Raw genomic sequence first — 25486 nt, 5'->3', positions numbered from 1 at the left:
CGAGACTAGTGACTAGGGGAGGGCGGTGCCGTCCGGGGAGGGCCGCAAGGCGCGCAGGATGGTGGCATGACGGACGAGGAACGTCCGCTCATCGAGCTTCTTCCGTCGCAGCCACCCGGTCACCTCGTCATTGTGCTTGCTGGCATTGCAGGACGCGCACGCCGGGACCACGTTCTCGAGGGTGTAGCGACCGCCGCGCGACACGGGCTGGATGCAGTCGCGCTGTAGAGCTGCGCCGTCACCGCCGCAGTAGGCGCATCCGTCCCAGGCTTCCATGAGGTCGTACCACTGCTCGTCGGTGAGGTCGTTGTCCACGCGGGCGAGTCGATTCTGGCGTCGTTTCGCGTACCGTGCTCGGGTCGCCGGTGATGCAGTGGCGGAAGAGACCTTGCGGCGGCGACGCATGCGCTGATCGTATCGCGGGAAGTGCTCGCGCTCGGTCAGCGCGCGGGGTCAGCGAAGGCCGACCGCGGTGAGGCCGTGCGGCGCGACGTTGAGCCGCTCCCCACCGTCCGCCGTGACGACGACGATGTCCTCGATGCGGGCACCCCACTCGCCGGCGAAGTAGATGCCGGGCTCGATACTGAACGCCATGCCTTCGCGGAGGACCAGGTCGTTGCCCGGAGCGATGTACGGCTCCTCGTGCACCGAGACGCCGATGCCGTGGCCGGTGCGATGCAGGAACGCCTCCCCCAGACCCGCGTCGGTGAGCACGCTCCGGGCGGCGGCATCCACCTCGGCCGCGGTGGCACCGGGACGCACGGCTTCGACCGCTGCCTGCTGCGCCCGCACGAGCACCGCGATCCGTTCGGCGGCTGCGGGGGCGGGAGTCCCCACCACGTAGGTCCGCGTGCTGTCCGAGTTGTATCCGCTCGGGACCGCACCGCCGATGTCGACCACGACGACGTCGCCCTCCTCGATCACCCGATCCGACACCTCGTGGTGCGGGTCGGCGCCGTTCGGACCCGACCCGACGATCACGAACTCGACCGTGCGATGGCCCTCCGTGACGATGGCCTCGGCGATGTCGGCTGCCACTTCGCGCTCGGTGCGTCCTGCCCGAAGCCACTCGTGCACCCGTCGATGCACAGCGTCGATGGCTTCTCCGGCCCGGCGCAGTTCGGCGATCTCCTCGGCGTCCTTGATCATCCGCCCTTCGCGCAGCACCGGAGTCGCGAGCTCGAGGCGCACCCCGAGACGATCCCCGATCGGGATGACGTGCAGCGCGGGGAGGGCATCGGAGACACCCACACGGGCGGCATCGCCCACCGCCGAGGTCACCAGCGCATACGGGTCTTCTCCATCGACCCAGTCGGCGACCGCGAGACCCAGCTCGCCGACAGCCGTGCTGCGCACCTTTGCGAGTTCCATGCGCGGCACCACGACCGTCGGGGTCGCGCCGGGGCCGATCACGAGGGCCGTCAGTCGTTCGATCGTGTCGCCCTCCACTCCCACCAGATACTGCAGATCCGGCCCGGGACCGACCACGATGGCGTCGAGTCCCGCGTCGGCGGCGAGGGAAGCGGCGCGGCTGAGCCGGGCGGAGTAGACGGAGGCGGGGAACGGGAGTGTGCTCACGACATCCACGCTACTGCGCGGTCGCCGCCGGGTCGACGGTCAGCTGATCGCGACGCGGATGCGTTCCGCGAGGAACTCCAGATCGGCGTCGGTGAGTGCGGTCACGGCGTACGCGGTCGGCCAGACCGTGCCGTCGTCGAGGTTCGAGATCGGTTCGAAGCCGAAGGTGCCGTAGCGCACCTTGAACTTGCTCGCGGGCTGGAAGAAGCAGAGCACCTTCCCGTCACGACCCCACGCCGGCATCCCGTAGTACGTGCGCGGCACCAGCTCCGGGGCGACCTCCGACACGAGGGCATGCAGCTTCTTCGCCAGAGCCTGGTCCTCGGCGGTGAGCTTCTCGATGGCCTCCGTGATGTCGGCCTCCCCTGCTGCCCGCAGCTCTTCCGGTGACTTCTTCGCGCGGGAACGCCGGGTGCGGGCCTCCTTCGCGGCGGCCTGCATCGCCTCGCGTTCTTCGGCGCTGAAGTTCTTCTCTTTCTCGGCCATCTTCGGTCCTCTCGGTGTGCTGCCGGTATGGACCTCACACTACGGAGGAGAGACGCGGGCGTGCTTCTCGATTCCTGATCGATCCCCGCCGTGGCGCCGACGCCTGACAGACTGACGCCATGACGACAGTCTTCACCGGCCGCATACGTCCTTTCGCGCCGAGCACCGACATCCAGGTCGAAGCCATGGCCGTCGACGACGCCACCATCGTGGCCATCGGCTCGGCGGAAGAGATTCGCCGCGACCACCCCGACGCCGACGTGGTCGCGCTGGACGGTTGGGTCATGCCCGGGCTGATCGAGCCGCACGGGCATCCCGGATTCGCGGCGATCCTGCTGTCCGACCTGGTCGTCGACCTCCGGCCCGTGGTCGTTCCCCAGGCCGAGGGCGTGCTGGCAGCTCTGCGCACGGCGGTCGCGGAGGCCGGTGGGGAAGCCGTCTTCGCGAACGGCTGGGACTCGCTGCTGCAGCGCGGACTCCCCGATCCCGACATCCACTTCCTCGACGAGCTGGCCGGCGGCGTTCCTCTCGTCGTGATCCACAACTCCGGCCACTCCGTCTACTTCAACACCGCTGCCGCGCTCGCCGCAGGCCTCGACCGGACCACCCCAGACCCCGCCGGTGCCTCGTTCGGACGGGACGCCGACGGGGAGCTCACCGGTGTCGCACTCGAGGCTGCCGCGGTCGAGATGGTCGTCGCTCCGATTCTCGCGAAGGCACAGGAGCATCTCCCCCGCATCCTTCCTGCACACCTGCGCGACCTGGCTTCGCGGGGCATCACCACCGTGGCCGACCTGTCGTGGAACCCCGGACTCGGTCCGCTCATCGACGCCCTGCGTGCGAAGGGTGAGATGCCGGTGCGCCTGCGATGGTATGAGATGTCCCGTCCGGGCGGGATCCCCTCCGCACGAGGCGGCGACGACCCGTTCTTCCGGCAGACGGGAGTGAAGACGTGGTCGGACGGCTCTCCCTGGGTCGGCAACATCGCCACTTCCTTCCCGTACCTCGACACCCCGGCGACCCGCGCGCTCGGACTCGAGCCGCACCACATCGGCCGGGCGAACTACACCTCGGACGAGCTGTCGGCCATCGCCGAGCCCTATGCCGGTGCGGGGTGGCAGCTGGCGTGTCATGCGCACGGCGACCTGGCGATCGACGCGACCCTCGATGTCTTCGCGCAGATCATCGCGCGGCACGGGCTCACCGATCACCGATTCCGGCTGGAGCACTGCGGCGCGATGACGCCGGTGCAGTTCGAGCGCGCCGCATCGCTGGGGGTCACGGTGAGTCTGTTCGTCGACCACATCACGTACTGGGGCGAAGTGCTCGTCGATGATCTCTTCGGTCCGGAGCACGGGGGTGCCTGGGCGGATGCCGGCGCCGCGTTCGCAGCCGGACATCGCGTGACGTTCCACAACGACGGGTGGGTCACCCCGAACGAGCCTTTCCGCAACATGGCGGTCGCCGAGACCCGCACCACCCGCAACGGGTATCGGATGCCCGGCGGCACACCGGTCACCAGGGATCAGGCGCTCCTCGCGCACACGGCGAACGCCGCCTGGCAGCTCTTCAGCGAGCGGGAGGTGGGCGTCCTCGCCCCCGGACTCTTCGCGGACTTCATCGTCGTGGATCGCGACCCGGTCACGGTTTCCGCTGAAGACCTCGCCGAGACGCAGGTGACGTCCACCTACTTGGCGGGTGTGCGCGTCGTCTGACACGCGGTCATCGACCGCCCTCGTCGGCGGATAGTGTGTGACGCATGGACCTGCGTGTCGCGGCGTATGCGGTCGTCACCGATGACGACGGCCGCCTGCTCCTGGCGCGCTGGACCGAAGGACGGCGGGTGGCGTGGACCATGCCCGGTGGCGGGCTCGAGCCCGGGGAGTCGCCGGAAGACGCGGTGCGGCGCGAACTCCGTGAGGAGACGGGCTACAGCATCAAAGTCGGCGAACTCCTGGGGATCCACTCCCGTGTGATCCCGGCCGGCCGGCGTGTGCACAAGGCCGCCGAGCCGCTGCACACCCTGCGCATCGTCTATCGCGGCGCGGTCACCGGCGGCAAGCTCCGCTTCGAGACCGATGGTTCGACCGACATGGCGGAGTGGTTCCCGCTGACCTCCGTCGCCGAGCTGCAGCGCGTCAAGCTGGTCGACATCGCGATGCGCATGGCCGGCCTCCTCTGAGCCGAGGCCGAGCGTCAGCGTGCGGCGTCAGCGCTCTTCGGGTACGGAGATGTCGGCGACGGTCGCCCCGTATGCGGCGATGAGGTCGTCGGCTTCGACGAACAGGCTGAATCCGTGCGTTCCCGCACCCATCGCGATGCGCTGTCCGACGATGGACTCGTCGGCGTAGACGGGCCAGTCGGTGGTGCTGCCGATCGGCACGATGGTGCCTCGTTCGTAGCCGGTCGCCGCGAGGGCGAGTTCTGGTTCCGGGAGCCGCAGCTTGTTGACTCCGACCAGCGCACGCAGCTTCGGCCACGAGATCGAACGTCCGCCCGGCACGAGGGCGAACAGGAAGGTGTCGTCCGAGCGCTTCACCACGAGCGTCTTCACGATGCCGGACGCGGGGATGCCGAGCAGCTCCGCCGCCTCGAAGAGGCTGCCGGCGGCCGGACGCTCGCGGATCTCGATGTCGAGACCGCGGGCCTGCGCGGCCTCACGCACCCGCGCATGCGGACCGCCTCCGCCACCGGAGGCGACGGAGGCGGGAGCCGAAGTGTTCACGCGTCGGGGGCTGCGAGCGGGTCGTCCGCGACCCAGAGCTCGTCATCGGCACGCAGCGTCTGCCAGGCGGCGTAGAGGACACCGATGGCGGCAGCGGCACCGAGGACGATCGCGATGACCGATCCGAGGCCGGGGCCCGACTTCTGCTTCTTGCCGAAGGCGCCGCGCGGAGCGGGAGGCGTGACGCCGTAGCGCTTGGCGTTCGCGACGTCCCAGGCGGTCAGCGCGGATCCGACGACTCCACCCACGATCGGGACGACCTTGTCGTCGACGACGTGCCGACCCATCTTGACGCCACGGTCGACGACCGGTGCGACACGACGGTTGTACGTGTCCTGGATGACAGGCACGACCTGCTCGCGATTGATGCTGCCGAGCTGACGGCCGGCTTCGCGTGCGACCTCGGCGGCGTGGCCGACGAGCACCTGCTGGTTCTCCCAGAGCTGGTTCGCGTCTTTCTGAAGACGACGCAGTTCCTTCTTCCGCTTGCGGCTGAGGCTCACGATGCTCTCCTGTCCATTGGAGTACGGGTTCCCCATCTTGCCACGAGAGCCTGGATGCCGGGCGGGAATCACCGGACCCTTGCGCCATCATCGGATCCGCGGTACACCGGGCGAACTCACCGGAAGCTCTGCGAGAATGAGGACATGGCTCACGCTTCCCACGTCGCAACCCTGCACACCAACCACGGTGACATCGTCATCAACCTCTTCGGCGACCACGCCCCCAAGACGGTCAAGAACTTCGTCGGCCTCGCCGACGGCACTCAGGAGTGGACCGATCCCGCCACCGGCAAGCCCGGCGAGGGTCCTCTCTACAAGGACGTCATCTTCCACCGCATCATCCCGAACTTCATGATCCAGGGCGGCGACCCGCTCGGACAGGGCGTCGGAGGCCCCGGCTACAACTTCGACGACGAGATCAACATGGAGCTCAACTTCAACGAGCCCTACATCCTCGCGATGGCCAATGCCGGCCTCCGCCGCAACGCCATCACCGGCAAGCCCGAGGGCACCAACGGCTCGCAGTTCTTCATCACCACCGACCCGACGCCGTGGCTGCAGGGCAAGCACACGATCTTCGGCGAGGTCGCCGATGACGCCTCCAAGGCTGTCGTCGACGCGATCGGCGCCGTGCAGACGGGCCCCGGCGACCGCCCGGTCGAGCCGGTCGTGCTGCAGTCGATCGACATCGTCGCGGCCTGACGACAGCTGCGGCCGATCCGGATGACCACGCCTGAGTTCACGAGCAATCGCGACAACTTCTGCTATCGCCATCCGGATCGGCAGAGCTTCGTGCTCTGCCAGCGGTGCATGCGCACCATCTGTCCCGAGTGCCAGACCCAGGCACCCGTCGGCGTCATCTGCCCGGAGTGCATGAATGCCGAGCGGAAGAACAGGACGCCCGCGCAGAAGAAGGCCGAACGTCGTTGGCGCGGTGGTCGGGGCGGTGCCCTGGCCGTGACCCGCGGCGGGCGACCCGTCGTCACCTACGCGCTGCTCGCCATCACGTCTTTCATCGGGCTGGTGCAGCTGATCCCCGGGTTCAAAGACCCGCTCATCCAGGCTCTGGGGTTCTTCGCCCCCTTCCTGTACCCGAATCTCTTCGCCGTGCCCTTCGAGCCCTGGCGTCTTCTCACCGTGCTGCTCGTGCACGGGAGCTTCATCCACCTGGCACTCAACATGCTCGCGCTGTGGATGCTGGGGCAGAGCCTCGAGCCCATGCTCGGCCGCACCCGCTACCTTGCCCTGTATCTGATCAGCGGCCTCGGGGGATCGGTGATGGTCGCCATCCTCGCGCCCGGTTCGTGGACGGTCGGAGCATCCGGGGCGATCTTCGGGCTCCTGGCGTCGCTGCTGATCATCGGTCGCCACATAGGCGCCAACGTGACGGGAATCCTCGTCATCCTCGGAATCAACTTCGCGTTCGGTCTCTTCGTCGGGGGAATCTCCTGGCAGGCGCACCTCGGCGGTGCCGTCGTCGGAGCGCTGGTCGCTCTGATCTACGTCAAGACGAAGCGTCGAGAGCAGCGGACCCTGCAGATCATCCTGCTGTCCGCGCTGGTCGTGCTGTTGATCGTGGTCGTGGCTTTCGTGCCGCCGCTGATCCTTTTGTCCTGATCCGAAGTTGTTAACAGGGTTGTTAACCCCTGTGAATAACACCGGTGTAATTCTCCCCAGGCTGTGGAGGGGGCTGTGGATAACTTTCGCTCTCGGTGACTCTTGTGGGGTCGGGGCGGGGTTGTTCCCTTCGCTCGCAGAGCGGGTGCCCTCCCGCTTCGCGGGCCCCTCCCGATGCTCGCTCCGGGAACAACTCCGCCCCTCGCGGCACAGCTCGCCCTTCGCTCGCAGAGCGGGTGCCCTCCCGCTTCGCGGGTCCCTCCCGATGCTTGCTCCGGGAACAACTCCGCCCCTCGCGGCACAGGTCGCCTTTCGCTCCGGACATGACGAAGGCCCCCTCGCGATGCGAGGGGGCCTTCGTCGAAAGTCGGGGGCGTCAGCGCCAGCGCGTGGTCATCAGGAAGCCGATCAGCGCGATGCCGAGACCGATCGCCAGGTTCCAGTTGTCCAGTCCCGGGATCGGGAACTGCATACCCGAGATGTAGAAGACCAGGATCCAGGCGAGACCGAGCAGCATGAAGCCGATCATCACCGGCTTGAACCAGACGGCGTTGGGAGCGGCTTCGCCTTCGGCGCGCTCGACGGCGGGTTCTTCGGTCTTGCGGTCACGTGCCATGCCGTCATTGTACCCGGCACACCCATGAGCTGCCGAGCCCACATCGCTCGATCACCGGCATGCGTTCAGCGATCCCGGATATGATCGCGCCATGACTGCTTCCGTCGTGCCTGGGGGGCGACGCCCGCGTCGCGCGAGATCACGTTCTCGCGCGACGTTCGCGAGTGTGCTCGGCGAGCTGCTGCTGACCGCCGGAGTCATCGTCCTGTTGTTCGTGGCCTGGCAGATGTGGATCGGCGACATCATCATCAGTGCGCAGAAGAACGAAGAGGGCGCGGAGATCTCGAGAGAGCTCGCGCAGGCCGAAGCCCCCGCGCTGCCTCCAGTCGTCGAGGCGGAGGACGGCACCACGACCTACGTTCCGCCGGTGCCGACCGCGCCCGCCGACGCGGAGTGGTTCGGGCAGATGCACATCCCGCGATTCGGCGCCGACTACAACTTCGGAATCTACGGGGGCACGTCCCGTGCACGCACCCTCGACCAGAAGGGGATCGGCGTCTACACCGACTCCAAGATGCCGGGCGAGGTCGGCAACTTCTCGATGGCCGGGCACCGCACGACATGGGGCAAGCCCTTCAATCAGCTCGACAAGCTGCAGCTGAACGATGCGATCGTCGTCGAGACGCCCGACGGCTGGTACACCTACCGCTTCCGCACCCTGGAGTACGTCAAGCCGACGCAGACCGACGTGCTCGCCGACGTGCCGCAGATGCCCGAGCAGCAGACCGGAGAGCAGTACATCACGCTCACCGCCTGTTCCCCGCTGTACTCGCTCGCCGAGCGCATCGTCGCCTACGGGGTGTTCGAGAGCTTCCAGCCTCGTGCCGAGGGGCCTCCCCAGGCTCTGACCGACCCGCCGCCTCCGCCGGCCGCACCGTCGGTGTGATCATGGACATCCACGAGGGAGAAGACTGATGTACGCCGCACTCTGGCGCCTGCTGCCCGGCCCGTGGTGGCTGCGCGTGCTCATCCTGCTCGTCGTCATCGCCGCCGTCCTGTACGGCCTGTTCTGGTACGTCTTCCCGTGGGTGAGCCCGATCGTCGCCCCCGGCGAGGTCGACGTCGAATGACCCGAGTGCTCGTGGTCGACAACCACGACAGCTTCGTGCACACCCTCGTCGGCTATCTGCACGAACTGGGGGCGGAGACCCTGATGGTCGAGTCCGATTCCCTGGACGCCGAGGCTCTCGAGTCGATGCTCCTCGCGCACGACGCCCTGCTGCTCTCGCCCGGACCCGGAGCGCCGGCCGATGCCGGGGCATCGATCGCCGCGGTCCGCATCGCCGCTCGGCTCGGAGTACCGACGCTCGGCGTGTGTCTGGGGCACCAGACGATCGGCGAAGCCCTCGGCACGACGGTCAGCGAGGCGCCGGAGCTCATGCACGGGATGGTCTCGGCCGTCAGGCACGACGGATCCGCCTTGTTCGCCGGCATCCCCTCACCGTTCTCCGCCGGCCGCTATCACTCGTTGACGCTCGCGGAGGCCGACCTTCCTCCGGACGTCACGGTCACCGCATGGACCGAGGACGGCACCGTGATGGGGCTCGCTCACCGCGAGCTGCCGCTGTACGGCGTGCAGTTCCACCCCGAGAGCGTGCTGACCGAAGGCGGCTACCGGCTTCTGGCGAACTGGCTGGAGCTGTGCGGTGCGACGAGCGCCGTCGCCCGATCGGAGCGCCTGCACCCGCTCTCACGCTGAGGCCGGCGCGCCGACGCCTCGGAACCCGATCAGCTGCCGCTGCAGTACCGCAGTTCGACGGTGGAGCCGACCGGGACATCGCCCGGAGCCGCCGACATCGAGTTCACGGTCGTCGGGTCGGTGGCGGGACACTCCGCGTCTTCCACCGCCACCGGGTTGAGACCGAGGTCGGTGAGGTTCGTCGTGGCGGCGTCGACGGTCCAGCCGACGACATCGGTCAGCGTGACCTTCCCGCTCGCCACGACCAGGTTCACCACTGTTCCCGGAGAGACTTCGGTCTCGGCCTTCTCACTGGCGGAGATGACGGTGCCCTCGGCCAAGGCCTTGTCGTTGCGCTGGACCACGGTACCGAGTTCGAGGCCCGCCGCCGTCAACGCCTTCGTGGCGTCGTCCAATCCCATGCCCTCGATCTTCGGGACGGTGACCGTCTCGACGCCGGAGGACACGTGGAGGGTCACGGTGGTGCCCTCCTCGACCGAGACGCCGGCTTCAGGATCGGTGCGGATGACGTTGCCTTCGCTGATCTCGGGACTCGACTCGATCACGATCTTCGAGGTCAGATCGAGTTTCGCCAGCTCATCCTGTGCGCGCTCCGCGGAGACGTTCTCGAGGTTCGGGATGATGCGCGAAGTGCTGGGCACCTCGGGCGGTCGCATGCTGATCGTGACGACCCAGAACAGCACGGACGCCAGCAGCACCGCGAGGAGGGCGACCCCCGCCCAGATCCACGCCACCGGCGGGCCGGACTGGGTACGGGTCATCGTGGTGTCGGAGCTGAGCTGGCGCAGGGATCGAGCCGTCTCCTGTGCCTGTCGCGGGCTCGGGCCGTAGAGCTCGCTGGTGAGCGCGCCGAGCTGCTTGCGCGTCGGTGCGTCTCCGGCGACGGCGGCGTCCAGGGCGGCGCGGAAGTGCGCGGCATCCGGGTAGCGCTGGTAAGGATCCTTCGCGAGGGCACGGAGGACGATCGGGTCGAGGGCGCCGGGGGCGTCTTCGTTCACCTCGGTCGGCGGGACCGGTGTCTCGCTGACGTGCTGGTAGGCGACCGCCACCGGCGACTCTCCGCGGAACGGCTGGCGTCCCGTGAGCAACTCGTACAGGACGACGCCGGTCGAGTAGAGGTCGGCACGCGCGTCGACGGGCTCGCCCTTGGCCTGCTCCGGCGAGAAGTAGGCGGCGGTCCCGATGATCTGGGTGGTCTCGGCCACGGTGGACGACGAGTCGGAGACGGCTCGGGCGATACCGAAGTCCATCACCTTGACCTGACCCTTGTCGGTCACCATCACGTTGCCCGGCTTGATGTCGCGGTGGACGACTCCTGCTCGGTGCGAATAGTCCAGAGCTTCGAGGATGCCGTCGACGTAGCGGACCGCGTCCTCCACCGGCACGGGGCCTGCGGAGATGATGTCCTTGAGGAGGGTGCCCTTGACGAGTTCCATCACGATGTACGGCGGCTCGTCGGAGGAGGAGTCTGTCGCGGACGGATCCCCGGCGTCGTACACGCGCACGATGGAGGGGTGGGACATCCGCGATGCCGCCTGCGCTTCCAGGCGGAACCGTGTGCGGAACGTGGTGTCGCGGGCCAGCTCGGCGTCGAGGATCTTGATCGCGACCTCGCGCCCGAGGGTGAGGTCATAGCCGCGGTAGACCTTGGCCATACCGCCATGCCCGATGAGCTCGTCGACGCGGTAACGTCCCGCGATGACTCGTGGCTCTGTGGACACGTACTACCCCCCTGGAAACGACTGCTACTGCGCTGAACTACAGGTTACTCGGCGGAATCGCCGCCCTCATCACCGTCGCCCGGATCGGGTGCCGCGACGATCGGGACCGAGAGCGGGGGCGATGCGGCCGACGTGCGCTGGTCGCCGCCGGAGCACAACCCCTGGTACGTGACGATGAGCTGCTGGCCCACGGCGTCCGCGACCTTCACCTGGGTGTTGCGCTGCGTGGGCTGGAAGTTCGGCCCGCCCGACACGAAGGTGCCGTTCTGCAGGGAGACCACGTAGCCCGAGAGCGTCGTGCCGCTGGGGCAGGTGAACCCGGTGCCCCAGGCGATCGTCACGGTGCTGCCGGCGATCGGGTCACCGGTGATGGTGGGAGCGTCGGTCGGGGTCGGCAGGGCGGCGCGACCGGCGTAGATCGTGAGCGTGATCGGCTGCGTGGTCTCGACGTTCCCCCGGGGGGAGACGTCGTAGACCTTGCCGACCTCGGCGTCGGTGGGAGCCGCGTCGCCTTCCGGGCAGGTGATCTCGCTGTCGAAACCGGCGTCGGTGAGCGTGGACGTCGCGGTCGCGCAGTCCATGCCGACGAGGTTCAGTGCGGTCACGTTGACGCGCGTCACCTCAGGCGTCGGAGACTCCGACGGCGTGTTCGGCGGGGTGGAGCTCTGCGACGGCGATCCGGTGGGATCCGCCTCGCCCTGCTGATTCGCCAGCATCGCCCACACCGTGCCGCCGAGGACGATCACCAGCAACGCGATCAGCGCGATCAGCGGCCATGTCCAGGGGCTGCGCTTCTTCTTCTTCTCCTCCTCCGCGGCTTCCTCGGTGGGGAGCTGAGCGGTGGTGGGAAGGATGCGGGTGGTGCCGTCGTCGCCGGAAGCCGTCAGCATCCGGGTCGCGTCATCGTCACCGGCGATGCCACCGGTCGCGATGGCCGGGACGGCGATCGCGGCGGAGTTCAGGTCACCGCGACGCAGCGCCTGGGCGGCACGCGCCACCGTCGCGGAAGAGGACGGACGGTCGCTGGGCTTCTTGGCGATCATCGCCATGACCAGGTTCTGCACCGGGATCGGAACGGTCGGCGGCAGCGGCGGAGGCTGCTCGTTGATCTGCGCCATGGCGATCGCCACCTGCGACTCACCCGTGAACGGACGCTTGCCCGCCAGGCACTCGTAGGCGACGATGCCCAGTGAATAGGTGTCGGTCGCCGGAGAGGCCGGGTGACCCGACGCCTGCTCGGGCGACAGGTACTGCACGGTGCCCATGACCTGGCCCGTCGCGGTGAGCGGGACCTGGTCGGCGATGCGCGCGATGCCGAAGTCGGTGATCTTGACGCGGCCGTCGGGCGTGATGAGCAGGTTTCCCGGCTTGATGTCACGGTGCACGAGGCCGGCCGCGTGGGCCGCCTGCAGAGCGGATGCCGTCTGGGCGACGATGTCGAGCGTCTTGTCGGCGCTCAGCGCGCCGTCGCGTTCGAGCACGGTCGAGAGCGCCTCGCCGGGCACGAGCTCCATGACGAGGTAGGCGCTGCCGTTCTCCTCGCCGTAGTCGAAGACGCTCGCGATGCCCTCGTGGTTGACGAGGGCGGCATGCCGGGCCTCAGCGCGGAAGCGCTCGAGGAACCCGGGGTCCCCCATGTACTCGTCCTTGAGGATCTTGATGGCGACGGTACGTCCGATGACGTGATCCGTCGCTTCCCACACCTCGCCCATGCCACCGATCGCGATACGCGACTGCAGCTCGTAACGACCACCGAACGACACACCCTGCGTCGGCCTCATCTGCCCAGCACCGCCTCTATGACCTTCTTCGCAATCGGAGCGGCGATGGTGTCGCCACTTCCTGATTGTCCCTGTCCGCCGCCGTCTTCGACGACGACCGCTACTGCGACCGCGGGGTCGTTCGCCGGTGCGAAACCGGTGAACCACAACGTGTGCGGCCTGTTTCCGTTCTCTGCGGTGCCCGTCTTACCGGCCACGTCGATCCCGTCTATTCTTGCACCCTGGGCCGCGCCCGTAGCGACGCTCGCGACCATCGCTGCGGTGACGTCGTTCGCCACGTCGGCATCCATCGCCTGGCCGAACTCGCTGTTCTCGAAAGCCTTGATGACCGACAGGTCGTTGCCGATGACGGCATCCACCATCCGCGGGTTCATCACGACACCATCGTTGGCGAGGCCGGCCGAGACCATCGCCATCTGGAGCGGCGTCGCGGTGACCTGGCCCTGGCCGAATCCGGTCAGTGCGGTCTGCGCGTCGTCGAGCGCCCGCGGGTAGCTCGACGGCGTCGACTCGAGCGGTGTCTCGAAGGACTTGTTGAACCCGAGCTTCTCCGCCATCTCGCGGATCGTGTCGTCGCCGAGCTCGACCGCGAGTTCCGCCATCGGGATGTTGCAGCTGAGTCGGATCGCCTCTGCGATCGTGACCGTCGTCCCCGGACCGCACTTTCCGCCCCACGCGTTGGACACCCGGTTCGAGGATCCGGGGAGCGTGTAGGACACGGGGTTGGGGAGGGTCGAGGTCGGGGTCCAGTCCCCGCTGGCGTAGGCCGCCGCGGCGACGACGACCTTGAACGTCGAGCCGGGAGGGTTGAGGTCGCCCGCGATGGCCCGGTTCGACAACGGCTTCGACGGGTCCGCCTTGAGCTGCTCGTACGTGGCGTTCGCCGCGTCCGCATCATGGGTCGCCATCAGGTTGGTGTCGAACCCCGGGCTCGAGACCATCGCGAGGATCCGGCCGGTCTTCGGCTCGATCGCGACGACGGCACCCTGGAGATCGCCCAGTGCGTCGAAAGCGGCCTTCTGCGCCGCCGTGTTCAGCGACAGTTCCACGCTGTAGCCGCGCTGCGGCTGGCCCGAGAGGATGCGCTCGACCTCACCGAGGAATGCGTTCGCCCCGGTGCCGGAGAGGTCGGCGTTCATCGCCTGCTCGATGCCCGTGCGTGAATCGAGTGCCGCATTGAAGTAGCCGGTCACCGGCTCCCACATCGGCGCATCCGTGTAGACCCGCTGGAATTGGTACTGGTCGTCGCTGGGCACAGAGTTGGCGATGGTGGCGCCGTCGACGATGATCGCGCCCCGCTGGATCTCGTAGCTGTCGAGCCGGGTGCGCTTGTTGTGGCTGTTCTGGGCGAGGCTGTCGGCCTCGACGACCTGGATCCAACTCGTCGCGGCGAACAGCGCGACGAACATGAACAGCATCAGGATGCTGAGTCGGCGCAATTCCTTGGTCATCCGATCACCACCCTCGGCTGGCGGCGGACGCCGTCGGAGATGCGCAGCAACAGCGCGACGATGAGCCAGTTGGCCACGAGCGAGGATCCGCCCGCGGCGAGGAACGGCGTGGTGAGGCCGGTCAGCGGGATGAGCCGCGTGACGCCGCCGACCATGATGAACACCTGCAGCGCGATCGTGAACGACAACCCGGTGGCGAGCAGCTTGCCGAAGTCGTCCTGGCCGGCGAGGCCGATGCGCATGCCCCGACTGACGAACACCATGTACAGGCAGAGGATCGCGAACAGCCCGATCAGGCCGAGCTCTTCACCCAGGCTGGTGATGATGTAGTCGCTGTGGGCGAGCGGGGTGACCTCGGGGCGTCCCTGCCCCCATCCGGTGCCGATGAGTCCACCGCGCGCGAGCCCGAACAGGCCCTGCATCGGCTGGTAGCCGGCGCCGTCCGGGTCGACGCGGCCGGCATCGAAGAGGTACAGCCAGTTGGTGAAGCGGCCCTGGACGTAGCTGAGGATCTGCGTCGCGAGTGCGACGCCCGCGACCACCAGGCCGAGGCCGATGAGCACCCAGCTCGTCTTGCCGGTCGCGACGTAGAGCATCGCGACGAACATCCCGAAGATCAGGGTTCCGGTGCCGAGGTCACGCTGGAAGACGATGATGCCGAGTGAGATGAGCCAGACCACCAGGACCGGCCCGAGCTCGCGCATGCGGGGCCAGGTGATGCCGAGGACCCGCTTGCCGACCGAGGTCAGACTCTCGCGAGTGCGCACCAGGTACCCGGCGAAGAAGATCGCCAGGCAGATCTTGGCGAGCTCTCCGGGTTGGAAGGCGAAGATGCCGCCGAGCGAGACCCACACGGCCGCGTTGGCATCGGCGATCCGCAGCCCCGGGACGAACGGCAGCAGCAGGAGGAGGATTCCGGCCAGACCGAAGATGTACGTGTACCGGAACAGGATCCGGTAGTTGCGCAGCAGGATCACGACCGCGATCGCGCCGGCGAGTGAGATCGCCGTCCACGCGAGCTGTTTGGTGGAGTAGGCGTCCCAGCCGGTGTTCTTGAACGCGATGTCGATCCGGTAGATCATCGCGATGCCGAGGCCGGTGAGGAGCGTGGCGATCGGGACCACGAACGGGTCGGCGTCCGAGGCCACGAAGCGCAGCACGATGTGGAGCGCGAAGGCGAGGGCGGCGAGGCCACCGCCGATCGCGAGGATCATCGGGTCGATCACACCCAGGGCGCCCAGTTGCACGAGCGTCAGGGCGCCGCCGCTGATCGCGCAGGCGAAGAGCAGCAGCCAGAACTCGCGATTGCGTTGCGTCTGGGGCATGCGGAGGCGCTTGAGGGCCTTGATGACGGTGGTGTCCGCCTGGACGTCGGTGCTCATCCCTCACCTCCGGCGGGCGTCTCGCTCGGTGTGGGCATCGGTGTGGGCAGAGGGGTCTGCGGGATGACGTTCGCTTCGGCGCCCGTGCGGAGGCGGTCGACGATCGCCATGGCGTCGGACAGGGAGCGGGCGGTGATGGTGCGCTCGACCGAGGCGCGCTGGTAGGGCGGGAGGTCGGCGAGGAGGATGTCCGTGTCTTCGATCGGTGTCGACAGGGTGATCGGGCCGATGTTCTGCTGCACGCCCTGGAAGATCACGACGCTGTCTTCGTCGGCGCCGATGAAGTAGCGCGTCTGCGTCCAGCTGTAGGCCGCGAACGCAGCGAAGGCGAGCATCGCGACGACCAGCAGCGCGGCCGCGATCCATCCGACACGTCGACGTTTCGCGCGCCGACGGTCTTCTTCGATGAGTTCCTCGAGGTATTCCGGGGCCGGTTCGAAGTGGCTGGGCTCGTTCGCGGCCTGGCGCACCGGGTGCAGCCAGTTGCTGCGCGGAGGGCGAACCGGGGGCACATAGACGCCGTCGGGGTTCGACGCCGAGCCGACGATCGTGGGCGTGCCCGAGTGGATCGGATGCTGTCCGCCCACGTCGACCAGCACGATCGTGACGTTGTCGGGCGCGCCTCCGTCGAGGGCCTGCTTGAGGAGGTTGTCTGCGGTGCGACCGGGCGCGAGGCCGAGCTGCATCGCCTTGAGGATGTGGGGTTCGTCGACCACGCCGGAGAGTCCGTCGGAGCAGAGCAGCCAGCGGTCACCGGGCTGCGTGTGCATGACGAACATGTCGAGCTCGGGATCGGAGTCCATGTCGCTGAGCACCCGCATGAGGACCGAGCGACGCGGGTGGTAGCGCGCCTCCTCCGGGGTGATACGGCCCGAGTCGACGAGGCGCTGCACGAACGTGTGGTCTGCGGTGATCTGCGTGAGTGCGTCGTCGCGGTACAGATAGATGCGGGAGTCGCCGATGTGGCCGATGACCGCGTACTCGTCGACCATGATGATCGCGCTGAGGGTGGTGCCGAGGCCGGCCAGTTCCGGGCGATCCTTCGTGGCGCGGATCAGGTCGCCCGCCGCGGTGGTCGCAGCGGCCTGCAGCGAGGCCTGGGCGTCCTCGGTCGACGCGTACGGCTGGTCGAGGGGCTCCAGGCGTTGGATCGCGATGCTCGAGGCGACGTCTCCGCCCGCGTGGCCGCCCATGCCGTCGGCGACGACGAACAGGTTCGCCCCGGAGTATCCGGAGTCCTGGTTGTTGGAGCGGACCTTCCCGGTGTGGGAGATCGCGACGCTCGAGCCTTCGAAGACCATGCCGGCGTCAGGCTCGCAGCTCGAAGGTCGTGGCGCCCACCTTGATGGGTGTGCCGAGCGAGAGGGCGACGGGCGATCCGCTCACGCGCTGGCCCGCGACGTAGGTGCCGTTGGTGGAGTCGAGGTCCTGGATCGCCCAGGCGTCGCCGCGGAGCATGAGCCGGGCGTGGTGGCTGGACGTGTAGTCGTCGCGGATCACCAGGGCGGACTCGCTGGAACGACCGATCGTGAGGGAGTCGGCGCTCAGCGGAAGCTCGAGCCCCGCCTTCGGGCCAGACGTGATCACGAGGCGCTTGGCCGTCGCGACCGTGGCCGGACCGGTCGAGGGCCGCGACGATGCCGGCTTCGACGTGGGCGCCGGTGTCGGTGCGGGGGCGGATGCTCCCGTGGTCGCCTCGGCCGGGAGCTTGCGCACGCGCACCCCGAACAGGTCGGCCCGGAGCGAGTACACGACCCCGAACACGAAGAACCACATCAGGACCAGGAACCCGATGCGGAGGAGAAGGAGGATCAGTTCACTCAACCGAGGGCTCCGAACGCTCGGGTGGCGTCGTCACCGCGAGGCGCAGGGCGCGACGGGGCGGCCACGGGGACGATGCGGAACACCAGGTCGGTGCGTCCGATCGTGATGGTGGTGTCGGTGGGGAGGGCGGCCTCGCGCAGCTTCTGGCCGTTGACCTTCGTGCCGTTGGTGGACCCGAGGTCGCGCATCATGGCGCGCTCGCCGTCCCAAAGGATCTCGACGTGCTTACGGCTCGACCCGGCATCCGCGATGGTGATGTCGGCATCCGAGCCGCGACCGATGACCGTCCGGGCGCGGGTGATCGCGTGGCGGCGACCATCGACGTCGATCACGGCCTGCCAGCTGACGCGTCCCTCGACCGAACCCGAGTTCACGCGCACGGTGCCGGTGGCGACCTTCTCGTCGGCTTCGAGGTTGATCGCGAGCGGCCCGGCGAAGCTGTATCCCTGCGAGGTGGCGTGCTTGGTCAGCAGCGCGAGCAGCTCATCGGTCAGGGCGCCGCCGAGCCCGCGCATCCGCTCCGCATCGTCCGCGCTCAGGCGCACGACGTAGCTGTTGGGCGCGATGATGCGATCGCGGCTCACGACAGCCGCCTTCGTATCGGCTTCGCGCCGCAGCGCAGAAGCGATCTCCACGGGCTGAATGCCGCTGCGGAAGGTCTTCGCGAACGCGCTGTTCACTGCGCGCTCGAGACCCTTCTCAAAGCTGTCAAGTAGTCCCACTGGGCTCCTCTGGCATGCCGACCGGTAGGGACATCGTAGCCAGGTGTCCTGGGGGAACGCCGCCGATCCGCCTTCCGGGGTGTGCAACAGGGGGTGAAATCGCGTGATATCCTCGGGAAGTTGAGTTCTTCGGAACGAGACACTCGCGCGAGTGGCGGAATGGTAGACGCGCTGGCTTCAGGTGCCAGTGTCCGTAAGGACGTGGGGGTTCAAGTCCCCCCTCGCGCACAGTGGGTGTGTTTAGGAAACTAGACGGATCCGATTGCGAAACCGGCCCGGTTCCATTTAGGGAACAGGGCCGGTTTTGTTTTGTGCCGGTTGAGCGGGCGTTTCGGCTCCTCTGGCGAGCTCGTTGCCGTCCTCGGCACAGTTAGTTGGATGAAGTCTCCCCCCACGCCCACCTCAAACGCCGCGGCGGTCGGACGAGCCAGACTCACCGCGCTCGGCCGTGGCTGCCCGCCAATAGCTTGAGCCATCAACGCTGCGATCCAGAACACCGTGCACGACGAGGTATCGCCGCAATGTCGGGATGTCGTCGGTGAGCGAGGCAAGCCGGTCGTTCAGCTCGGATTCCGAGATTCGCTCGTGAGCTCGGACCGCCTGTACTCCGATTTCCTCGAGGAACTCTGCTCGCTCGGCGGGGCGACGAGGAAACCGCTTGATGCGCCCGTTCTCATCGAGCCACGGCGAGGCGCCGTCTGACGTTGCGCTTCGTAGCGCTGCTAGTGCCGCCCGGATCTCGACGACGTTCAGTCGGCCTGCAGCGGAATCATCAGTAGTGATGAGACCGCTCTGTACGAGCGATTTCATGGCCTTCTCCTTGCGAGCGGGAGAGAGGCTTTGCTCTGGTCCATTGGCGAGCACGAGCGAGGCGAACAAGCGGGCAACTTCCTCGTTAGCCAGGCAGGCCAGCATTGCGCGAACGTCACTCATGATGCCCCAACCCTCTCAGACGCTTTCGTGTGAACTCGCATGGGGCCGACGTACGCGAGCGCGACGACGATCCCATAGAGGACGCAAGACGTGGCGATGTCCCACTCGATCCCCCACACGTCCCCGAGCACAATCGTTGCTGGCGCAGTGGCCCGGTGGCCACACGCTATGGCGCAGTAGTGCCGTCCACGGATGAATCTCGACCCGTTGAGTGCCTGCGGGAGGAGCATTGGGTACCTGGAACGATGGCTCTGAGTGGCAGGAGAACTTGCCCGTGCATCACCAACTGGGAATGGTTGCGCCGAAAGTTGAGAAAGCAGCGGAAGGGTGTTGGGGAAGTCCCACCAGTTCACTGTGGCGCTACCGCCGGTAGGCTTCTCGGATGCGCTGAGACGATTGGCGGACCCGTGACAGAGAGGACGCCGATGATGGACTCCTCACCTGAACACCTCCGCGGAAGCGGGACCATGGTCTCGGAGGCCGCCCCCACCGCGGCGCTCCTCGGGTGCATCCTTGTCTCCGTGCACCTCGTGCTCGGCGGAACAGCTCCTCTTGCGCTTTCCGGGATCAACCCGTTGGCGGCGTGGCCATACATTGTCGGGTTCGCGCTCGCGGCGGCAGGTACCTTGCTCAGCGCGTCGCAGCCTCGCACGTCGAAAAGCCATGCCGTTATCACCGTTAGCGCGGGTGCGCTGGGCGTGTTGACGTTGCCCATCGCATGGTTGTACTTCGGTTTCGCAGGAATCGGGGTGGAGACGGACGCACAAGTGGCAGGGCTCCTGGCAGCGTTCATCGCCGCTGTGGTTCCGCTCGTGATGGTTTTCGTCGTCGGCCTCGTCTCGTGGCGGAACGCAGAATGGACGCGTCGGACCGTACTACGGCTGACGATGGTGCTCGTTCTCGTCGCGGTCGCGGTCAGTATCGGGTGCATCGTCTTGGCGCGAGTCTTGGTCTCTGGCTCCGGAGCAAGTTGATGGTGGCAGAGGGGAATGAGGGCCGTGTTTGATGAGCGTGAGTGAACCCCGGCCACATCCACAGCTCTCGAATGCGGAGCATGTTCTCACCGCGGGGGCGACCGTCGCCGTCTTTGCGGGCGTGATCAGCCTCGTCAGCTGGGCGGCGGCCGGGGCCCCGTTGACCGCCTACTCGTCGGCAGCGACTGCGGCTATGTCCGCGTTCGCTGCCGGAGCAGGCATACGAGCATTGGGTGGGCTGATCACGCGATTTTCGCGTCGCGTCGGGGTCATTCTGCTCGGTGACGTGGGGGCGATCCTCATCGGCGCAGCGGTCGTGCTGGCGGTGGGGGCCATCCACGATTCGTCGGGATCCGGGCTGCTCACGGTCGTCACGACACTCGGGTTCCTCCTGCCGGCCGTCGTCGTTCTGTCGCCGCTCGCGACGCTTCTGGCCCGGAACGCAGCTGCTCGCCGTGTTCTGTTCACGCTGGCGGCATTGCTCTTCCTCGTCGCCTTGACGGGGTACGGTGCTTCGTTCTGGCGCTAGAGGTCACCGCGGTCTGGCGTACGCGTTCCAGATCCCCGCAGCCCACGGAACGTCAGCAGGTTGCAGAGGTCCCGGAATCGACATCACGCTCAGGCGAGCGGGCCCTCGAGCACGGTCAGCACATCCGCCTCCTCGAAGCCGAAGGAGCGATTGAGCGTGAGCATCGGTGTGTTCGTCGGCTCGGGGTAGGTCTGCAGGATCCGTGATCCGGCGCTTTCCGGAAGGCCCATGAGCAGACGGGCGTTGGCGACTTTCAGCGCGCGTCCGACGCCGCGACCGCGCACCCGCTCTTCGACGAAGGTGTCGTCCTGATGCACGATCTCGGTATCAGAGCGGGAGAGCAGGATCTCCGTGTACGCGACGGATTCCTCGCCCGCACGCGCCAGACTCCGCACCAGGATGTATCCCTGTTCGGACATACGTTGCTCGTTGCGGCGGACGGCTTGGACATCAGGGCGCATCGTCGCGCGGGTGAGAGTGCCCATCGGCACCTCGTCCGACACGCGTGATCGAAGTCGCGCCCACCCTTCGAGCAACTCATCGGGACAGGGCCCGGACCACGAGTGGATGTCGATGTCGTCAGGATGTTCGTCCTGGTCGGCAAGTGTTCCCTCGGATATCGGAAGGCCGACGATCTGCCGGCTCTCGCGGCTGCCGACCCTCAGTCCAGCGGACAAGGCGAACGAGACTCCGTCATCGGAATACGTCTCGGCGCGGATCACCGTGGCCGAGGGTCGCAGTGCTTCCCTCACGGCGCGGAGCAGTGCCCCGCCGATCCCGCGCCGCCGGTGATCATCGCGGACAGCGATCTCGACCTCGGCGGGATCGCCGGGGTGCACGTGCGCTTCGGCCGCGCCGACCGCGACCCCGTCGATGTCTGCGAGCAACAGCACCGATCGGCGGGTCGGATGCGGGTTCTGGAACTGCAGTCGCGTCGCATCGTCGCTGCGGGACCACACGTGCCGACGGCCGCTCGCGTAGCTTTCGCGCAGGACAGCGTTCCATCGGAGGAGTCGAGCGTCGTCCTGCGGATCGACCACTTCGATCTTCACTTCACCCACAGTCACCTCGTGTCGCTGACCCAGGATCGACGAGGACGCGGTCGGCGGTGATGAATCCGGTGTCGACGAGTTCGCGGGTCATGGTCATCCTCCTGGTCGGGGTCGCCCCGTTCGAGCCTCTCATCCTCACGTCGATCGGGAAGTCCCGAAGTCGATATTGCACTCGAGGGGCCTCGAGCTATACTGAACATTCGATCATCTGTCCGCACCATTGTTCGGAGCTCAGTGTGCAGAGCCGCACTCGCATCATCCTCGGCGTCGATGCTGGAACGACATCCGTGAAGACCGTCGCGTTCGATCTCGACGGCCGTATAGCGAGCGTCTCGCGTTCGAGCGTTCACGTCCACCGTGCCGACGACGGAAGTGCGGAAGCAGACATGGCCGCGATCTGGAATGCGGCCACCAGCACCATCGCCGCGGTCGTCGATGAGATCGGCGACGCGGAGATCGTCGCGCTCGGCGTCACCGGACAGGGAGACGGCGCCTGGCTCGTCGAGGCTGATGGGCGTCCAGCTGCTCCCGCCGCGCTCTGGCTCGACGGACGCGCCCACGCCCGACTCGACGACTGGCTGGACGACGGTCGCGCGGCGGCCGTGCACGCCGCGACCGGATCTCCCCTCTTCGCCGGAGCGCTGCCGATACTCTTGGACGAACTCCTGTCCGCCGATCCGGCCCTTCGCGACCGGATCGCCACCCAGCTGAACTGCAAAGATTGGCTGCGCTTCAAGCTCACCGGGCGTCGTGCGACTGATCCCAGCGAGGCATCGCGCACCTACCTCGACACCGCTACGGGAGCGTACTCCGACGAGCTCTTCGTCGCCCTGGGGCACGAGTGCATTCGCGACCACCTGCCGGAGGTGCTCGACCCTCAGAGCATCGCCGGCACGGTCGAACCACGCGTCGCCGCTGCGCTTGGATTGCCCGAAGGTCTTCCGGTCGTGGTCGGAATGGTCGACACGGCCGCCGCCGGCGTGGGGCTGGGCGTGCTCGATGACGGCCGTGGCTACGCCATCCTCGGCACGACAGGTCTCGTGGGGATCAATCACGCCTCGCGCGCGGAGGTGCGCAGCGATTCGAGCATCGTGCTCGCCACCGGTCGCGGAGCCCAGGTGCTGGAGTCGATGGCGCCGATGACCGGCACGCCCAATCTCGACTGGGTGCGCGCGACACTCGGCCTCGGCGACGAGGACTGGGTCGTCGTGGAGAAGCAGGCTGTCGCGGTCCCGCCGGGCAGCGGTGGCGTGCTCTACCTCCCATACGGCGCTCCGAGCGGGGAACGCGCTCCATTCTTCGCCCCCGACGCCTCCGCGTCGTGGCTCGGGATGAGCGTGACCACGACGGCTGCGCAGCTGCTTCGCAGTGTGTATGAAGGGCTCGCCTTCAGCCTGCGCGAGTCCACGGAAGCCCTGGGTATCGAAGGACCTCTGCTCGTCTGCGGCGGAGGCTCCGAATCCGATCTGCTCTGCGCCATCCTCGCGGATGTGACCGCTCGCGACATCGTGCGCCAGGACGAGCCCGAGGTCGGAGCGCGTGGGGTCGCCATGATCGCGATGGCCGCGGTCGCCCTCGCCGATGACCTTCGCGATGCGGCGCAGCATCTGCGGCCATCGACCACGACCTTCCGGCCCGATCCCTTGCGAGTGGCGCTCTACGAAGAGGCCTACACGCTGTTCATCACGACTCGAGACGCTCTGCGTCCGCACTGGCCGGGCCTGCGTCAACTGCGCGAACATGCCGGGTCGGCAGCCTCGTCGGGATCCCCGATCCACTGATCACCCCCTGAAAGAAGACACATGACTGAACAGCCCCGCCCGAAGGTGCTCATCACCGCTCCGTTCGACGCCGCCGTCGCCGAATCCCTCGCTGTCGCCTTCGACGTCACGTTGATCGACCCCACGATGGACGGTGGATCGCTCGCCGCCCGCGGCGTCGATGACGCACTCGCCGAGGCGGATGTCGTGATCGCCGAGCTCGATGTCGTCGACGAGGCCGCCCTCGTGAAGGCTCCCGAGCTCAAGGCCGTGGTCTCGTGCCGCGCCAAACCGGCGAACGTCGACCTCGACGCGTGCACCGCCCGCGGCATCCCCGTCTTCACCACCCCCGGGCGCAACGCCGGCGTCACAGCGGATCTGAGTTTCGCGCTGCTGCTCGCCACCGTCCGCAAGGTGAGCGAGTCGGAGCGCTGGTTGCGTGCCGGAAACTGGACCGAGGCCGACGTCTTCGAACCTTACGAGATCTTCCGCTCGATCGGACTCGATGGGCGCACTCTGGGCGTGCTCGGCGGTGGGGCCGTCGGTCGCCGCATGGTCGCCCGCGCTCGCGGCTTCGGCATGACGGTCAAGGTCTACGATCCCTTCCTCGCGCCGGACGCGTTCGGGGACGAAGCCAGTGTGGTGCCTCTGGATGAAGTGCTCTCGACGTCGGACATCGTGACGGTGCACGTGCCGCTGATGCCCGAGACTGAGGGTTTGCTCGGCGAGCGCGAGCTCGCCCTCCTCCGACCTGACGCCTACCTGATCAACGCCGGTCGCGCCGCGATCATCGACGAGCAGGCGCTGATGACCGTCCTCCGTGAGGGTCGCATCGCGGGTGCCGGCTTCGACGTCTTCTACCAGGAGCCGCTCCCGCGCGACCATGAGCTGTTCACCTTGAGCAACGTCACGATGACGCCGCACATCGCGGGTGCCTCGGACGACGTCATCGTCGAGCATTCGCGCATCGCTGCGGCAGCTCTGCGGGGTTGGCTCAACGGCCAGCGCGTGCCCGGTACGGCGAACGAGAAAGCGCTCGCCGCCGTCGGCTGAGGCGCCCGGGCGGTAGGGCGGATAGCGCGATGCACGGTCCGCCCCTCGGCGCTCAGCCCAGGAGCGCCGTGACAGTGTTCGAGTCGGTCACCAGCATGTTCACCATGCCGCTGGCGAGGGCGGTCCGGACGGCATCCAGCTTCGCCGCGCCCGACGCGATCGCGAGTCGGTGCGGGATTGCACGAAGGTGATCGAGGTCGAGTCCGACGACGCGCGAGTCGAGCTCGCCGCGGACGGCTGCTCCGGTGGCATCGAAGAAGCGTCCGCCGATGTCGCCGATTGCGCCGGCGACGTGAAGTTCGGCGCGCTCTTCATCGCTCAATGAGCCGTAGAGCAGGCCGCGGCTGTCCTGCGTGCTCCCGATGCCCACGATCAGAGTGCTCGCTTTAGCCGCTCGAGCGAGCACGTCACGCACTCCGGGGTCGGCATAGGCGCTCTCCGCGGCCTGCGGTGTCGCGGCGACGAGTGGGGCCGGGAGGTGGAAGGCGGAGCCGTCGGTTCGACGTGCCAGCTCCAAAGTGAGCTCGTGGGGGTTGGCGCCGTTCGCGAGGCCGCTGCTGGAACCGGTGAGTGGCACGAAGCGCGCTCCGAGCGGGCGGGCGGGGAAGGCATCGACGACCGCGGCGACCGCCGTGGAGAGTCCCATGGCAACCGTGGTGTCCTTCTCGATGACGCTCGCGAGGGCCTCGGCGCCGACCGTCGCCATTGCGCGAGAGGCCTTCGCGGGATCATCCACACTCGGGGCGATCCAGGCCTGCCGCAGCCCGAAGCGGTTTAGCAGAGCCTGCTCCTCGGCGGCGAAGAGGGACTCCTCGACGTGGACGATGATCTCGACCATGCCCGACTCGCGGGCTTCGGCGAGCAGCCTCGTCACTCGGACGCGCGATAGCCCGAGGGCGTCGGCGATCTCCTGGTGCGTGAGCCCCAGTTCGTAGTACATCCGCGCCACGCGACCCATCAGCATGCTGAACATCCTCCCATGGCGCTCGGGACGGCGGCCGTCCGACTCTGCTTGACAATCTTGCGACTCATGCCCAAGATGTCCATGGGCAATCGTTCATGACTATGAACAAATGTACA

At 67.6% G+C, this 25486-nt stretch carries 27 protein-coding genes and 1 tRNA gene; 12 read left to right on the top strand and 16 right to left on the bottom strand.

Annotated features, from left to right (window positions below; all coding sequences use genetic code 11):
• Nucleotides 1–12: 12 nt before the first annotated feature.
• The 3 genes from KV397_RS16685 to KV397_RS16675 all read right to left on the bottom strand — a co-directional run bounded on the left by KV397_RS16685 (nucleotide 13) and on the right by KV397_RS16675 (nucleotide 2064).
• Nucleotides 13–315, bottom strand: a complete 303-nt coding sequence (locus tag KV397_RS16685; protein WP_315972131.1) for an HNH endonuclease — start codon at nucleotides 313–315, stop codon at nucleotides 13–15.
• A gap of 138 nt (nucleotides 316–453) precedes the next feature.
• The gene (locus tag KV397_RS16680; RefSeq protein ID WP_261811789.1) at nucleotides 454–1578 is read right to left on the bottom strand and encodes a M24 family metallopeptidase; all 1125 of its coding nucleotides are present in this window, start codon (nucleotides 1576–1578) and stop codon (nucleotides 454–456) included.
• 39 nt (nucleotides 1579–1617) lie between these two features.
• Nucleotides 1618–2064, bottom strand: a complete 447-nt coding sequence (locus tag KV397_RS16675; RefSeq protein ID WP_047519736.1) for an iron chaperone — start codon at nucleotides 2062–2064, stop codon at nucleotides 1618–1620.
• A gap of 119 nt (nucleotides 2065–2183) precedes the next feature.
• Between KV397_RS16675 and KV397_RS16670 the strand changes: the two genes are divergently transcribed.
• A complete protein-coding gene (locus tag KV397_RS16670; protein ID WP_261811788.1) occupies nucleotides 2184–3779 on the top strand; it encodes an amidohydrolase in 1596 nt (531 codons plus the stop codon).
• Nucleotides 3780–3823: 44 nt separating this feature from the next.
• The gene (locus KV397_RS16665) at nucleotides 3824–4246 is read left to right on the top strand and encodes an NUDIX hydrolase (RefSeq protein ID WP_047519735.1); all 423 of its coding nucleotides are present in this window, start codon (nucleotides 3824–3826) and stop codon (nucleotides 4244–4246) included.
• A gap of 27 nt (nucleotides 4247–4273) precedes the next feature.
• Here KV397_RS16665 and KV397_RS16660 read toward each other — a convergent pair whose 3' ends face one another.
• Together KV397_RS16660 and KV397_RS16655 are read right to left on the bottom strand one after the other, a co-directional pair.
• A complete protein-coding gene (locus tag KV397_RS16660; RefSeq protein ID WP_194239360.1) occupies nucleotides 4274–4729 on the bottom strand; it encodes an aminoacyl-tRNA deacylase in 456 nt (151 codons plus the stop codon).
• Between the two features lie 56 nt (nucleotides 4730–4785).
• Complete coding sequence (locus tag KV397_RS16655; protein ID WP_047519770.1) at nucleotides 4786–5292, bottom strand: hypothetical protein; 507 nt, start codon at nucleotides 5290–5292, stop codon at nucleotides 4786–4788.
• 144 nt (nucleotides 5293–5436) lie between these two features.
• On the opposite strand from KV397_RS16655, the gene KV397_RS16650 reads away from it, so the two are divergent.
• Nucleotides 5437–5994 carry a peptidylprolyl isomerase gene (locus KV397_RS16650; protein WP_047519733.1) on the top strand — a complete coding sequence of 186 codons (558 nt, stop codon included), beginning with the start codon at nucleotides 5437–5439 and terminating at the stop codon, nucleotides 5992–5994.
• Between the two features lie 21 nt (nucleotides 5995–6015).
• Nucleotides 6016–6909, top strand: coding sequence for a rhomboid family intramembrane serine protease (locus KV397_RS16645; protein ID WP_131491636.1), 894 nt, complete (start codon nucleotides 6016–6018; stop codon nucleotides 6907–6909).
• Nucleotides 6910–7285: 376 nt separating this feature from the next.
• Here the strand turns inward: KV397_RS16645 and KV397_RS16640 are convergent, their stop codons facing one another.
• Complete coding sequence (locus KV397_RS16640) at nucleotides 7286–7525, bottom strand: cell division protein CrgA (protein ID WP_047522075.1); 240 nt, start codon at nucleotides 7523–7525, stop codon at nucleotides 7286–7288.
• 91 nt (nucleotides 7526–7616) lie between these two features.
• Between KV397_RS16640 and KV397_RS16635 the strand changes: the two genes are divergently transcribed.
• From KV397_RS16635 to KV397_RS16625, 3 genes are read left to right on the top strand one after another with little or no spacing between them, the layout of a single operon-like run.
• Nucleotides 7617–8411, top strand: a complete 795-nt coding sequence (locus KV397_RS16635; protein WP_261811787.1) for a class E sortase — start codon at nucleotides 7617–7619, stop codon at nucleotides 8409–8411.
• A gap of 28 nt (nucleotides 8412–8439) precedes the next feature.
• Complete coding sequence (locus KV397_RS16630) at nucleotides 8440–8595, top strand: hypothetical protein (RefSeq protein ID WP_165875400.1); 156 nt, start codon at nucleotides 8440–8442, stop codon at nucleotides 8593–8595.
• Nucleotides 8592–9224, top strand: coding sequence for an anthranilate synthase component II (locus KV397_RS16625; protein WP_248569948.1), 633 nt, complete (start codon nucleotides 8592–8594; stop codon nucleotides 9222–9224). Before KV397_RS16630 ends, KV397_RS16625 begins: the two co-directional genes overlap by 4 nt.
• 29 nt (nucleotides 9225–9253) lie before the next feature.
• On the opposite strand, the gene pknB is transcribed toward KV397_RS16625, so the two are convergent.
• The 7 genes from pknB to KV397_RS16590 are packed head-to-tail and all read right to left on the bottom strand — an operon-like array spanning nucleotide 9254 to nucleotide 18105.
• On the bottom strand, nucleotides 9254–10945 hold the full coding sequence (gene pknB / locus KV397_RS16620; protein ID WP_131491633.1) for a Stk1 family PASTA domain-containing Ser/Thr kinase: 1692 nt from the start codon (nucleotides 10943–10945) through the stop codon (nucleotides 9254–9256).
• 44 nt (nucleotides 10946–10989) lie between these two features.
• Nucleotides 10990–12726 carry a protein kinase domain-containing protein gene (locus KV397_RS16615; protein ID WP_131491632.1) on the bottom strand — a complete coding sequence of 579 codons (1737 nt, stop codon included), beginning with the start codon at nucleotides 12724–12726 and terminating at the stop codon, nucleotides 10990–10992.
• On the bottom strand, nucleotides 12723–14177 hold the full coding sequence (locus KV397_RS16610) for a penicillin-binding transpeptidase domain-containing protein (RefSeq protein ID WP_248569947.1): 1455 nt from the start codon (nucleotides 14175–14177) through the stop codon (nucleotides 12723–12725). The genes KV397_RS16615 and KV397_RS16610 overlap by 4 nt, the downstream gene beginning before the upstream one ends.
• Nucleotides 14174–15559, bottom strand: a complete 1386-nt coding sequence (locus KV397_RS16605; protein ID WP_261811786.1) for an FtsW/RodA/SpoVE family cell cycle protein — start codon at nucleotides 15557–15559, stop codon at nucleotides 14174–14176. The genes KV397_RS16610 and KV397_RS16605 overlap by 4 nt, the downstream gene beginning before the upstream one ends.
• The gene (locus tag KV397_RS16600; protein WP_261811785.1) at nucleotides 15556–16860 is read right to left on the bottom strand and encodes a PP2C family protein-serine/threonine phosphatase; all 1305 of its coding nucleotides are present in this window, start codon (nucleotides 16858–16860) and stop codon (nucleotides 15556–15558) included. Before KV397_RS16600 ends, KV397_RS16605 begins: the two co-directional genes overlap by 4 nt.
• A 7-nt stretch (nucleotides 16861–16867) precedes the next feature.
• Complete coding sequence (locus KV397_RS16595) at nucleotides 16868–17383, bottom strand: FHA domain-containing protein FhaB/FipA (RefSeq protein ID WP_261811784.1); 516 nt, start codon at nucleotides 17381–17383, stop codon at nucleotides 16868–16870.
• Nucleotides 17380–18105 carry an FhaA domain-containing protein gene (locus KV397_RS16590; protein ID WP_232763028.1) on the bottom strand — a complete coding sequence of 242 codons (726 nt, stop codon included), beginning with the start codon at nucleotides 18103–18105 and terminating at the stop codon, nucleotides 17380–17382. Before KV397_RS16590 ends, KV397_RS16595 begins: the two co-directional genes overlap by 4 nt.
• Before the next feature lie 145 nt (nucleotides 18106–18250).
• Here KV397_RS16590 and KV397_RS16585 point away from each other — a divergent pair.
• Nucleotides 18251–18333, top strand: a tRNA-Leu gene (locus tag KV397_RS16585).
• 174 nt (nucleotides 18334–18507) lie between these two features.
• Here KV397_RS16585 and KV397_RS16580 read toward each other — a convergent pair.
• Nucleotides 18508–19038: a DUF2087 domain-containing protein gene (locus KV397_RS16580; RefSeq protein ID WP_153243245.1), complete on the bottom strand. Its 531-nt coding sequence runs from the start codon at nucleotides 19036–19038 to the stop codon at nucleotides 18508–18510.
• A 425-nt stretch (nucleotides 19039–19463) separates the two neighbouring features.
• On the opposite strand from KV397_RS16580, the gene KV397_RS16575 reads away from it, so the two are divergent.
• Together KV397_RS16575 and KV397_RS16570 are read left to right on the top strand one after the other, a co-directional pair.
• The gene (locus tag KV397_RS16575; protein WP_261811783.1) at nucleotides 19464–20012 is read left to right on the top strand and encodes a hypothetical protein; all 549 of its coding nucleotides are present in this window, start codon (nucleotides 19464–19466) and stop codon (nucleotides 20010–20012) included.
• A 37-nt stretch (nucleotides 20013–20049) separates the two neighbouring features.
• Nucleotides 20050–20541: a hypothetical protein gene (locus KV397_RS16570; protein ID WP_134352601.1), complete on the top strand. Its 492-nt coding sequence runs from the start codon at nucleotides 20050–20052 to the stop codon at nucleotides 20539–20541.
• 89 nt (nucleotides 20542–20630) lie between these two features.
• Here the strand turns inward: KV397_RS16570 and KV397_RS16565 are convergent, their stop codons facing one another.
• Nucleotides 20631–21593: a GNAT family N-acetyltransferase gene (locus tag KV397_RS16565; RefSeq protein WP_261811782.1), complete on the bottom strand. Its 963-nt coding sequence runs from the start codon at nucleotides 21591–21593 to the stop codon at nucleotides 20631–20633.
• A 236-nt stretch (nucleotides 21594–21829) separates the two neighbouring features.
• On the opposite strand from KV397_RS16565, the gene KV397_RS16560 reads away from it, so the two are divergent.
• Complete coding sequence (locus tag KV397_RS16560; RefSeq protein WP_261811781.1) at nucleotides 21830–23374, top strand: FGGY family carbohydrate kinase; 1545 nt, start codon at nucleotides 21830–21832, stop codon at nucleotides 23372–23374.
• 21 nt (nucleotides 23375–23395) lie between these two features.
• Nucleotides 23396–24406, top strand: coding sequence for an NAD(P)-dependent oxidoreductase (locus KV397_RS16555; RefSeq protein WP_261811780.1), 1011 nt, complete (start codon nucleotides 23396–23398; stop codon nucleotides 24404–24406).
• 52 nt (nucleotides 24407–24458) lie between these two features.
• On the opposite strand, the gene KV397_RS16550 is transcribed toward KV397_RS16555, so the two are convergent.
• Nucleotides 24459–25370 carry a sugar-binding transcriptional regulator gene (locus KV397_RS16550; RefSeq protein ID WP_194239316.1) on the bottom strand — a complete coding sequence of 304 codons (912 nt, stop codon included), beginning with the start codon at nucleotides 25368–25370 and terminating at the stop codon, nucleotides 24459–24461.
• Nucleotides 25371–25486: the final 116 nt, after the last annotated feature.

The organism is Microbacterium aurugineum (assembly GCF_023101205.1).
Taxonomy (GTDB): Bacteria; Actinomycetota; Actinomycetes; order Actinomycetales; family Microbacteriaceae; genus Microbacterium; species Microbacterium aurugineum.
The sequence above is the reverse complement of the archived record's forward strand: the minus strand, read 5'-3'. Positions and strand labels throughout refer to the sequence as shown.